This window comes from Bradyrhizobium sp. 2TAF36, assembly GCF_052114925.1.
GTDB classification, from domain to species: domain Bacteria; phylum Pseudomonadota; class Alphaproteobacteria; order Rhizobiales; family Xanthobacteraceae; genus Bradyrhizobium; species Bradyrhizobium barranii.
The window spans coordinates 50205-61307 of sequence record NZ_JBFRFR010000058.1 but is presented as its reverse complement, the minus strand read 5'-3'; the positions used below and the strand labels follow the sequence as shown (position 1 = coordinate 61307).

Below are 11103 nucleotides of genomic sequence, written 5' to 3'. Positions count from 1 at the left end.
TTCAGGATCAGCACACGATACAGGTTCGGCCGCTTGGTCTTCGGCTTGACCTTGGTGATGACAGACGTATTCGGCCCCGTCGGTCCGCCCGAACGGTTCTCGTCATTGCTCATACGAGGAGCGTGGGCAGCGGCTTGCGCGGACAGGTCTAGTCTGAAAGTCAGGTGCGGCATGGCTCAGGCGTTCAAATTCCCCACGGAAGCGAGTGACGGTCAGCCGCGCGGCCCCGCCCTTCGGAGCTTTGCACGGGCGCGCCGCCTTGTTGGATCACCGCTTCCAACCGGTCCGGTCAAGCCCGGCTCGATTGTAGGGAATATGGGCCCGCCGCCGGCTCGCCGCAAGCGTGCAACGGTCTGGCCAAAATGGTCGAGGCAGTCCCGATTCCCGGTCCGGCGATCCTGACCAAGGTTAGTCAATCCGGACCGATTTGACAAAAGTTTCGGCCGGCACCGTTTAGAACATCTTGACTAGGAATCCGGCCGTTAAGCGGCAGCGGCGGTTTCGCGGGATACCTCCGGTTTTCTACGGTCCAATCGAGCTGCCGTTCAATCGCGTGGCCCCTGGTGCGCATGCGCGTCGCCATGCTGCTCGACAACGCCGGCTCGATGGCCCAGGACGGCAAGATGTCGGCGATGCCGACGGCCGCGAAGAACCTGGTCGATCAGCTCAGTGGCCTCGTGCTCCTCGCCGGCGGTCTCGATGCGCAGAATCGCTGGTGGTACAGCAATGCCTCGCACGCGGCGGAAGAAGCTGCGCGACGACGCCAAGGCGAGCGGCATCGACGCGTTCTGTCCGGTGATGTCGGCGAGTCAGACCGTGTGGGGTTGCCGCCGGTACGTCGCTGTCGAAGCTGCGCGTGGCGCGCTGAACCGGATCTCTGTCGCGACAAAAAAAAGCCCGGCTGAACCAGCCGGGCTTTTCGATTCCAGGAGTTCCAGAGGAAGTTAGTTGGCAGCCGGGGTAAACTTCGAAACGATGATCTCGACCGGCTTGAACGCCTGCTTGGCGAGGTCGCTGTAAAGGCCGGCGATCTTCTGCGATTCCGCAACGAAGGTCTCGTAGCTGGAACGGGCGAAGTCGGTCTGCGCTTCCACGGCCTTGTCCAGCGACTTCACGCCGGAAAGCTTCTCGACGAAGGACTTGGTGTCTTCAAACGACTTCTTGGTGTAGTCGCCATACGCGCTGGCGATCGCCTGGAGGCCATGCTGCATCGAGGTCGCGGAAGCAACGCACTGCTCGAACTGCTCTTTCCCGTAGCTCTGAAAGTCTTCAACCTTGAACATTTCGGAATCCTTTTTCCCTGGCTTTGGTCCGGAAGCCCCGGCTCCCTGACTCCGCCCAAAAATAGTGCAACGCACAAAAAAGTCAAGAATCTTGTGCGACGCACAAAATTAGATGCAAATCGCTGAGATTCCCGGGGTTTCCCGCAATGGTTCCTTAAGCTTTTGGAAACCGCGGACCCCTACCCTGATTCCCTGGACGTGTTCAGCTTCCGCGAACGGTCAAAAGCCGTTCGAGAACATCACCTTAGCCAGAACAGCGGCTTAGGCCCAACGTTTCCCGCAGCGAACACCAGCGGAGAGACAGCCTGAGCAGGTAATGATCCCGGGTCGAGTGGGCACAATTTCGCCTCACGGGCCGGTGATCAAGTCAGAAACGGGGACGGGGTTTCATGCTTCGTAAAAACTTGTCTTCCTCGCGCTTGGCGCGGGTTGGCGTTTTCGGGCTTCTTACGGTCACCGCCGTAGTCATCTTCACCGATGCTGCCGAGGCACGGCGTCACCGGCGCCAATACGCTCACCACCGGGTGCAGCGCGATGTGTCCGACAGCTCCAGCCCGAAATTCGCATCGATCATCGTCGACGGCAATTCCGGCTCCGTGCTCCAGGCAACGAGCCCAGACGGAATCCGCCACCCCGCCTCGCTCACCAAGATCATGACGCTCTATCTGCTGTTCGAGCGCCTCGAGTCCGGCAGGATGAAGCTCGACACCGAGATGCCGGTCTCGCAGCACGCCGCCGATCAGGATCCGACCAAGCTGAACCTCCGTGCCGGCCAGACCATCCGCGTCGAGGACGCGATCAAGGGCCTCGTCACCCGCTCCGCCAACGATGCGGCCGTCGTGATCGCGGAAGCGATCGGCGGCGACGAGGACGACTTCGCCCAGATGATGACGCGCAAGGCGCGCTCGCTCGGCATGTCCAAGACGGTCTACCGCAACGCCAACGGCCTTCCCAACGACGAGCAGGTCACGACCGCGCGCGACCAGGCCACGCTCGGCCGCGCCATCCAGGAGCGCTTCCCGCGCTACTATCGCTATTTCGCGACCTCGACGTTCAATTGGCGCGGACAGTCGATCCGCAACCATAACCACCTGCTCGGCAGCGTCGAGGGCGTGGACGGCATCAAGACCGGCTACACCCGCGCCTCCGGCTTCAACCTCGTGACCTCGATGCGTCGCGGCAACCGCCACCTGATCGGCGTGGTGCTCGGCGGCCGCAGCGGCGGCTCGCGCGACGCCACCATGCGCAACCTGCTCGCGGAGAACCTCGAGAAGGGCGCCACCACCCACACCGTCGTCGCTGTCACCGAGCGCAACGGCGCAGATGCCAATACCGACGTCGCCGATGCATCGGAGACCCCGGCCCGCCCCGCTCCGCAGGTCCAGCAGGCCGCGGCCGCCCCTGCCCCCGAGACGGCCCCGCAACGTCTCGCCTCGCGCCTCTCAGCGCTGGCGGCCGCGACCGCCGCGATGCCGCCGGCTCAAGCCAGGCCTGACACCAGCAAGCCTGAGGTTCGGCCGACTGAATCCAGGATCGAGCCCGCGCCGCTCACCAATGGCGTGATCTCCAGCCAGCCGCTCTCCATCATCCCCGGCTCGTCCGAGCCGATGAAGCCGGTCCGGGTGAAGACTGTTCAGGTCAAGGCCGGCACCGTGAAGGTTGCCTCCACCGCCCCGGCTCAGCTCGCACCGCAGGTCACGAGCACGATTGCGGCCCGCTCCGAGGTCGCGGAGACCTCCGGCGCCGTCGTCGCCCGCGCCGATCTCATCAACAAGCCCGAGATGGCGAGCCAGCCGGAAGCGCCGAAGGCCGAGCTCGCCCGCACCGAGATGCCCCGTCAGCCGGCGGGCTTCGGCACCGGCAACGGCATCCTCGGCGTGCTGCCGGCCGCAACGGCCGCCGCGCCCACTCCGGCTGCTGCGAAGCTCGCTTCGGCCGATCCTGTGCCGCAGCCGATCCAGATGAGCGCCACCACCAAGCCGGTCGTCACCCATAGCGGCTGGATCGTCCAGGTCGGCGCACTCGAGAGCGAGAACGAAGCCCAGCAACGCATCGACGCCGCCCGCAGCTCGGCCCGCGGCCTGCTCAGCAAGGCCGACCCGTTCACCGAGCCGGTCCTCGCCAAGGACAATCGCAAGCTTTACCGGGCCCGTTTCGCCGGGCTCGAGCGGGACCAGGCCGAAGCCGTCTGCCGCGCCCTGAAGCGCGCCGACATCTCCTGCATCACCGTCCGCAACTGATCTGTCGTACCGCTCCAATCAAAATGCCCGCGCTTTTCGCGGGCATTTTTGTTTGGGGGATGCGGCAATGCCAGTTCCGCGACAACCTCTCGTCAAGGATTTACGGTTAAAACTTTACTCAAGGGATCGACCACGCCGACAAAGGCGGGCATCGGGGCGACGGCAGACAGAGCAAGCGGAGCTTACGCGGTACGGGCGTTTGTAGCGTAGTGCCGGAGTTAGCCGTTATGCGTRCGAAGCAGAGTATCCTTGGCCTCGTTCACACGGGCAGCGAGATACGTCGAGCCCCCCTGGTCGGGATGGAGTTTCTTCATCAGGGACTTGTGCGCCCGGCTGATGTCGTCGCGCCCCGCGCCCGGCTGCAGGCCAAGGATCTGATAGGCTTCCTCCGCCGTCATTTTGCCGCTCGGCGCCGTGCGGCGCTGCCGCCCTGCCGCATCGCCCTGCGCGTTCTGACGCCAAGCGGGAAACCGGCGGTCCAGATAGCTTTCAAGTAGGGCCACGCTCTCGGCGTCGAACGCCGGAGCCATCGCCAGCAGGCCAGCGAGATCGAACTCCTGGAGATCGCGCCCGGCGTGAGGACCGGCGACGATCTGGCCGGCGAGTTGCCCCGAATCGTGGTCGAGCCGCATGTCCAGGAATTGCGAGCGTACGCGCGAGGCCTGTCCGGCCGGCCGCGTTGCGCCACCGCCGAACAGCCCGCCGATATTGCCGAAGCCGGCATTGGCCAGCGGCGTCCAGCCCAGAAGCCCGGCGCCGAAAATCCCGAGCGGGATCGCCACCGCCAACTCGCCCCGCAGGCCAGTGAACGCTGCGACCGCGAGCGCCACCACGCCGCCACCGAACTTGATGGTGCGCGCCAGCACCGCCGGATTGGCGGAGCGGAACATCTGGAGCAGCAGATAAAGCGTGATAACGGCGATGGCGCCGGCGATCAGGGTCATGGCCGGAATATAGTCGTCCTCACGGCAAAATGCATGGCGTCCGTCTCCGACGCGGGCCGCTACTTCATCTGCCCGATCAGCTTGGCCGCACCGCTCGCACTCTTGGCGAGTTTCAACAGCGCCTCGCGGCCGCCGGCGGCATAAGCCGCGGCCGCGCGCAGCAGCTCGCGAAGCTGCGCCGCCGCGCCGGGATCGAACCGGCACCAGGCCCCGCCGGTCAGCCGCGCGATCTCGCGAAAGGCCTGCTCGGCCACGGCGTCGGCGCCTTCCTGAAACACGAACACGGGCACCTTGAGCATGCCGAGCTCGCCGGCCTTGGCGCAGAGCTCGTCGACCTTCTCCTCCATGGCATCGCCGACGAAGACGACCGCGCGCACGCCCGAGGCGACCGCCTCGCGCCGCACGTCGCTCAGCACCTTGCCGATCTGGGTGTCGCCGCCGCGACAGTCGATCTTGCTCATCAACGTCGCGAGCTTCGCGCTGTCGGAGATCCAGCCCGTGGCGCGACACTCGTTCAAGCCGCGATAATAGACGAGCCGGATGTCGAGGCTGCCGATCGCTGCGGCCTCGCGGAACATGTCCGCCTGGAGCGCGCAGGCCATGTCCCAGGTCGGCTGCCGGCTCATCGTCGCATCCAGCGCGAAAATCAGCCGCCCCTTCGCGCCGGGGGCATGCGGCGACAGCGCACGCGCCTTGGCGACGAACGCGGCGATGTCCTCCGCGGTGCTGGCTTGAGGCAGCGTGCCGCCGGTTTGGCTCGAGACGGCATCACGGCCACGCGGTTTGACGGGTTCGCCGGGCATCCCTGCTCGCTTCTTGCGTGAGCCGCTAATGTGGATAGCGCCTGCGGCCCGGTCAATGTGCAAAGCCTCCGCGGGCGGATGCCGGCGGAGGCTTTGCAGGTCGTGCAGACGATCGGAGCGGTGTCGGTGTCAGCCTGTGTCGGTGTCAGCTCTTGGCAGGCGCCATCAGAGCAACCGGACCAGGCTCCAGGATATTGGGCGGGGCCGAGCGCGTATCGACGGGCGCGACGGCGCTATCGCCGTCGCTCAGGAACTTGTCGAGCATGCTCTGGATCGAGTTCTTCGCCGCATCCGGACCGGTGTCGCGCATGTCGTTGTGCTGGAATTCGGTCTTCACGACCTGGATGCCGGCCTTCTCGCATTCCTCATCGGTTGGGATGACACCCGCGTCGGTCTTGAACTGCGGATCCTGCGAACGGAAGGACAGGATCTTGAACTTGCCGGCAGTGACGAAGGGCACGCGCAGATTGTCGAGCGTGACGACCTTCTTGACCTCATCCGGATACTGCTTGGCGAAATACATCGTGATGTCGCCGCCCATGGAGTGGCCGACCATCGTCACCCTGTCGTAATCGGCGTTGGGCTGAACCTTCTTCATCTCCTGCATGGCGAGATGGATGTTGGCAACGCCGCGCAGGATCTGCGGCAGCCGGCCGACATAGAGCTCACCGGGCTTCGTCACCATGGGAGGATCGGTCGGCAAATCATGCTGCGGGCTTACGACCATGTAGCCGCGCGCCGCGAAGATGTTGGCGAGGAAGCCGTACTCGGTATTCTTGACAGTGTTGCCGTGATTGATCACGGCAACCGGCAGCGTGATCATGCCGGCATTAGCCTGCATTTCCTTGTCGCGGCGGACCGCGATATCGACAGGCACGGGACGGTTGTCGCGCGAGGCGTCGTAGAAGGTGACGGTCTCGTGCTTGATGGCCCACTTGCTCGCCGTGACATAGGCGACGCCGCAGAGGGCACTAACCGAAACCAGAACGGCAATTCCACGCTTCATTTTCGTCCTCAGCCTCAGGCTCTTGCGGCCTGAATCCCTGTTGAAAATCGTGTTCTTCCGGGGCTCTTCGGCCCCTGGTCGCCTATTCCCTAATATATGTCACAGCCGCGTGACAGGAAGCTTAAATATTGTGAACCTTCAGCCCTTTCATTGTGCGCCGCACGCGTTTCTTGGGCATCCCGTTCTCAGGCGGCTACGTCAGGTGCAGGCTACCATCCGACGCAACCGGTCTCGATTGGCTTCAATTTCACGGTAAACACGGGGTGAAACGGCCAAGCCCGCACTCAGTTCCGGCGGGAACCGGCAGCTTCAATCGGCTGGAAGTAGCGATATACCGCCGCCTCAGGCGCCGAGGATGTCGTGGACCTCGAGCGGCTTGTCGACCTGGCTGAACCACTCGGCGCGATTTGCCGCACGGCGGCGGCCGCGTTCGTCGAGCGGCAGCTTGAGCTGGCGGAGCAGGCCCGTCACCTCTTCCCGCGCGGTGAGATGGCCAAGGTTGGGCCGCATGCCGAGCGTGGCCTCGTCGATCTCGTCGAGCGCGGTCAGGCCGCGCGGAAAAAATTCGCGATAGACGACGCGCTCGGCAAAGCCGTCGACGTAGCGGAAGCCGAGCCGCAGCGACAAATCCTTGAGGCCCTCGGCGACGAGCTGCTTGTTGCGGGAGCCGAGCATCGACAGGCGGTTGCGCACGACGATCCAATCGGTGCTGGAGCCGTCGAGCTGGCGCCGCTTGCGCCTGACATCCCGCACCATCTCGGCATAGTGGCTCTCGCCAGTCACTGCGTAGTTGGCGGGATCGACGGTGCCGAGCACGTCGAAATCGAGGAAGCTGTCGTTGATCGGCGTGACCAGCGTGTCCGCCATCGAGTGCGCCAAGCGCATCAGATAGCTGTCGGTGCCGGGCGTATCGATGACGATGAAGTCGAAATTGCTCTCGACCGCCGAGACCGCCTCCATGAACTGCTGGAACTCGGAATTCTCGTTCTCGGCGATCTGCATGGTCTCGCCGAGCTTGATGCAGCGATGCACCGGCAGCTCGAGGCCGAGGCCGGTGCGGCGCGCCCAGGCGGAACGGTTGCCGATGTAGCGGGTAAAGCTCTGCTGACGGCAGTCGAGGTCGATCGTGGCGACGCGCTGGCCGGCCTTCAGCAGCGCGACCGCGATGTGCAGGGCGGTGGTCGACTTGCCGGAGCCGCCTTTTTCGTTGCCGAGCACGACGACATGCGCCGAGCCGGATTGGCCTTGGCTAGCCTGCACAAGCATAGCGATCCTCAACACCCCTGATGAATATCTTCGAGTTGGYCGCGTCTGCGGTCAAGTGAAATGCGTGACAGTAAATGCAAATCGCAGCGCGCCGTGTTCGAAATGAATCACGGCACCATCTCTCGCTTGTGATTCAGCCATGTCGCGACATCGTTCGCGGCCTCGCGCGGGATGCTGTGCCGCTTCCGAATGCATGGCGTCCACGATCGGCGCTTGTTAAGGTTAGCCGGCCGGGCGCCGGGACGCGCCCGCTTCCCATTCCCAACCCTGTCGAGTCCTGATGTCACGAAGCCCCTTGATCGCCCGCACGGTCCCCGCCTTGCGACGCGCCGTCGACAATCTTCGCAAGCGAAAGGCCACGATCGCGCTGGTCCCGACCATGGGGGCCCTCCATGACGGGCATGTGTCGCTGGTGCGCCTCGCCAAGCGGCGCGCGAGTCGCGTCGTGGTGTCGATCTTCGTCAACCCGACCCAGTTCGCCCCGACCGAGGACTTTGGTGCCTATCCGCGCACCTGGAAGTCCGATCTCGCCAAGCTCGCCGCCGAGGACGTCGACATCGTCTGGCACCCCGGCGCCGAGGCGATGTATCCGGAAGGCTTTGCGACCCGCATCGTGCCGGAGGGGCCGGCGCTGGCCGGCCTCGAGGACCGCTTCAGGCCGCACTTCTTCGGCGGCGTCGCCACCGTCGTCAGCAAGCTGTTCACGCAGTGCCGGCCGGACGTCGCGATCTTCGGCGAGAAGGACTTTCAGCAGTTGCGGGTGGTGACGCAGATGGCGCGCGACCTCGACCTCGGCGTCAAGGTGACCGGCTCCCGCACCGTGCGCGAGCGTGACGGGCTCGCGATGTCCTCGCGCAACGTCTATCTCTCGCCGGAGGAGCGGCAGACCGCGACCACGCTTTACCGCGCCATGAAGGACAGCGCCGGGCTCATCCGCGCCGGCGAAGCGATCGCATCCGCGATGACGCGCGGCGCCGGGACGATCACGGCGGCCGGCTTCGCGCTCGACTATTTCGAGGCCCGCCATGCCGAGACGCTCGCGCCGGTCACCTCGCGCAAGGACGGCCCGTTGCGGATCCTGGTGGCGGCCAAGCTCGGCACGACCCGGCTGATCGACAATATCGCGGTGTAACCGCCGAGCTCGATCTTGCGCGTTCCATCGCCCGGATGGATGATCGGGGCGAGGAAACGAGCCGGCTGGCAGGGGCATGTCATTCATCCGCACGATGATCGTGAACGGCGTGCTGGCGCTTGTCGCCGCGACTGCCGCCCAGGCACAACAGCGCCCGCCGATCGGCCTGTACGGGTCGCCGCCAGATGCGATGATCTTCTACGTCGCCCATGGCCCCGCCGGGGCCTGCGGACCGGGCTGCTCCGACTGGATCGCCGCCGAGGGCACGGTGCAATGGGACAGCTACAAGCGGCTGATCGCGATTCTCGATCGCCAGGCGGGACACAAGCTGCCGCTCGTCATCCATAGCTGGGGCGGCTCCAACCTCAATGTTGCGGTCAGCATGGGCCGCATCCTGCGCGACCGCCGCCTGGATGCCACCGCCGGCGCGACCGAGGTCGGGGCCTGCGCCGGCAGGCCGGAGGCGGATTGTTTTGCGCTGAAGCGCCCGGGCGGACCGCTCGACGCCAAGGTATCCCTGCCGGATCCGGCGTGCGATTTCGCGTGCGTCCTCATGCTCGCCGGCGGGGTGAATCGCAGCCTCCCGCAAGGTGCGACGGTGGTGCTGGCCGGCCGCTCCATCCGCAATCGCCGCGCGCCCAACGTGGCGCCCGAACAGCGCGAGAGCCTGACGGCGATCTTTGGCGAGCAGTATCGCAAGTACCTGCACGAGATGGGCGTCGAACCCGAGCTGGTCGACATCATCGACGCCATCGGCGAAGGCGGACGTCCGGTCGTGATGCCGCCCTCCGACTGGGCGCGGCTGCACATCGTCACGCCGCCATGAGCGGCTGCGTCAGAGCAGTCCGAGATCGCGCAGTTCGCGCCGCATCGGCTCCGGCATCGCCGCGATCGAGCCGGCGGCCGACTTGCCGAGATCGGGCGGTACGGAATCGTCGCTGAGGTAGCGCCAGCCCTGGAACGGCCGCATCGGCCGCGGCGATACCGAGATCACCTTCGACTGCATCACGATCCGGCAACGGCCGATGCCGTCCTTGTCGCGGAACGGCTCGATGCCGATGATCTTTTCACGCGCGGCGATTTCGCCCTTGATCACCCAGTACAGCGACCCGCCCGCCAGGATCTCGGCGTCGCGCTTAGGCACCATGCGGGTGATGTGGATGTGATGTTGCGGCAGACCCTTCTTCTTGGCGGTCTGCATCCGTTCGGCGACCCACCCCTTCAATTCCTTGACGGAGTCGCAGCCGACGGCGAGCTTGATCAGATGTAGCGGCATGCGCCCAGCATTAGCCGGGCAGCCACGCATTTGGAATGCCGAACTATTCGTTATCCGCAGCCGCAGGAGCCGGGGCCGGAGCCGGCGGGGCGAGCGGAACCGGTGCTGCGGCGGGCGCACGCGCGGCCTTCGGCGCTGGCGGCTTCTTCGCAGCCGGCGCCGCAGGAGCAGCAGCCTGCGCCGAGGTCGGAGCGGACACGCGCGGCGCCGAGGCTGCGCCTCCAGCAGGCGCCGCCTGTCGCACCGCCGCCGTGGGCGGCTCCGGATTCATGATGCTCACCGGCGGCGTCGAAGACGCGCTCGGGAACTCCGCATTGGTCGGCCTGCCCGTCGGCATCGATGGCGGCATCCCGGCAAGCGCCGCGGTGGCCGGCATCGCCGGGGCCGTTGCGGGCGCGTTCCAGCCCGGCGCATAGCGTGCGACCAGCGTGTCGTAGAGATGGGAATCCATGTTGGCGGCGACCCGCTGCTGATCGGTCAGCGAGCGGAAGGCGGCGCAGTCGAACTGCGTGCAGCCGTCGCGCGCAACCAGCACCTGCGCGACGAGGCCGTAGCGATCGCGCTCCAGCGCCTTGCGCAGCACCTTCATGTCCAGCGTCAGGCTCTTCTCGGCGGTCGCGGCATCGCCGAGCGCGGTGAGCCGGTCGATCCGTGCGGCGGTGTAGGAGACGGCCGCAGCCGCCGCGTCAGGCGAGCCGAACAGYGCCTTCTCGCAACCAATCGCCACGGCATTGCCGGCGAGATCGTCGAGACAGGACAGCGCCGGCAGGCTGGCGACGACCGCGCTCTGCGCGCGCGCCTCGCCGGGCGGCGCCTCCTCCGCCGGACCATAAACGCGCACGGTGGCAGCTACCGCGATGGCAATGGAAAGCAGCGCGATGACGGTCAGCGCGCCGTTGGCAACCGACCTTTCGGCGCGCACCAGCGTAATCAGGAGAATCAGGCCGAGGAAGCCGGCGGCTACCAGGATCATCCACATCGGAAAGGCCTGCGGGCGCGAGATTTGGTCGAACGAAGTGGCCCATGCCCAGTTCATGCGCGACGCCCCCTCACGCCAGCAAAGAGCGAATGGTCAAAGCGAGCCCCCGCGAGTCGGCAACTGCCCCCGGTTCACCATGTCGAGGCGAAGGGGGCCTTTTGACGGCGAGCGAAG

Annotated in this window: 11 protein-coding genes and 1 pseudogene; 4 read left to right on the top strand and 8 right to left on the bottom strand. The window is 65.8% G+C overall.

Going from position 1 to position 11103, the window contains the following annotated elements:
• Positions 1-173: pseudogene (locus AB4Z51_RS30000) on the bottom strand (ATP-dependent Clp protease adapter ClpS); the annotation flags it as partial.
• Between the two features lie 408 nt (positions 174-581).
• Here AB4Z51_RS30000 and AB4Z51_RS29995 point away from each other — a divergent pair.
• Positions 582-905 (top strand): hypothetical protein, encoded by a 324-nt coding sequence (locus AB4Z51_RS29995; protein ID WP_135214870.1) that lies wholly within the window; start codon positions 582-584, stop codon positions 903-905.
• A gap of 39 nt (positions 906-944) precedes the next feature.
• On the opposite strand, the gene AB4Z51_RS29990 is transcribed toward AB4Z51_RS29995, so the two are convergent.
• Positions 945-1283, bottom strand: coding sequence for a phasin family protein (locus AB4Z51_RS29990; protein WP_135214871.1), 339 nt, complete (start codon positions 1281-1283; stop codon positions 945-947).
• Between the two features lie 389 nt (positions 1284-1672).
• Here AB4Z51_RS29990 and AB4Z51_RS29985 point away from each other — a divergent pair, with 389 nt between their 5' ends.
• Positions 1673-3523: a serine hydrolase gene (locus AB4Z51_RS29985; RefSeq protein ID WP_441498597.1), complete on the top strand. Its 1851-nt coding sequence runs from the start codon at positions 1673-1675 to the stop codon at positions 3521-3523.
• A 218-nt stretch (positions 3524-3741) separates the two neighbouring features.
• Here AB4Z51_RS29985 and AB4Z51_RS29980 read toward each other — a convergent pair whose 3' ends face one another.
• The 4 genes from AB4Z51_RS29980 to AB4Z51_RS29965 all read right to left on the bottom strand — a co-directional run bounded on the left by AB4Z51_RS29980 (position 3742) and on the right by AB4Z51_RS29965 (position 7542).
• Positions 3742-4467 (bottom strand): DnaJ domain-containing protein, encoded by a 726-nt coding sequence (locus AB4Z51_RS29980; RefSeq protein ID WP_063982763.1) that lies wholly within the window; start codon positions 4465-4467, stop codon positions 3742-3744.
• Positions 4468-4526: 59 nt separating this feature from the next.
• The gene (locus tag AB4Z51_RS29975) at positions 4527-5270 is read right to left on the bottom strand and encodes a hypothetical protein (protein WP_039147674.1); all 744 of its coding nucleotides are present in this window, start codon (positions 5268-5270) and stop codon (positions 4527-4529) included.
• Positions 5271-5415: 145 nt separating this feature from the next.
• Positions 5416-6276, bottom strand: coding sequence for an alpha/beta fold hydrolase (locus AB4Z51_RS29970; protein ID WP_135214873.1), 861 nt, complete (start codon positions 6274-6276; stop codon positions 5416-5418).
• 342 nt (positions 6277-6618) lie between these two features.
• Positions 6619-7542 (bottom strand): division plane positioning ATPase MipZ, encoded by a 924-nt coding sequence (locus tag AB4Z51_RS29965; protein WP_063982760.1) that lies wholly within the window; start codon positions 7540-7542, stop codon positions 6619-6621.
• A 280-nt stretch (positions 7543-7822) separates the two neighbouring features.
• Here AB4Z51_RS29965 and panC point away from each other — a divergent pair, with 280 nt between their 5' ends.
• On the top strand, positions 7823-8674 hold the full coding sequence (gene panC, locus AB4Z51_RS29960) for a pantoate--beta-alanine ligase (RefSeq protein WP_135214874.1): 852 nt from the start codon (positions 7823-7825) through the stop codon (positions 8672-8674).
• Positions 8675-8750: 76 nt separating this feature from the next.
• Positions 8751-9500: a hypothetical protein gene (locus AB4Z51_RS29955; protein ID WP_135214875.1), complete on the top strand. Its 750-nt coding sequence runs from the start codon at positions 8751-8753 to the stop codon at positions 9498-9500.
• Positions 9501-9509: 9 nt separating this feature from the next.
• Here AB4Z51_RS29955 and AB4Z51_RS29950 read toward each other — a convergent pair whose 3' ends face one another.
• On the bottom strand, positions 9510-9950 hold the full coding sequence (locus tag AB4Z51_RS29950; RefSeq protein WP_135214876.1) for a DUF1489 family protein: 441 nt from the start codon (positions 9948-9950) through the stop codon (positions 9510-9512).
• A gap of 43 nt (positions 9951-9993) precedes the next feature.
• Positions 9994-10986 carry a hypothetical protein gene (locus AB4Z51_RS29945; RefSeq protein WP_135214877.1) on the bottom strand — a complete coding sequence of 331 codons (993 nt, stop codon included), beginning with the start codon at positions 10984-10986 and terminating at the stop codon, positions 9994-9996.
• Between the last annotated feature and the right edge of the window lie 117 nt (positions 10987-11103).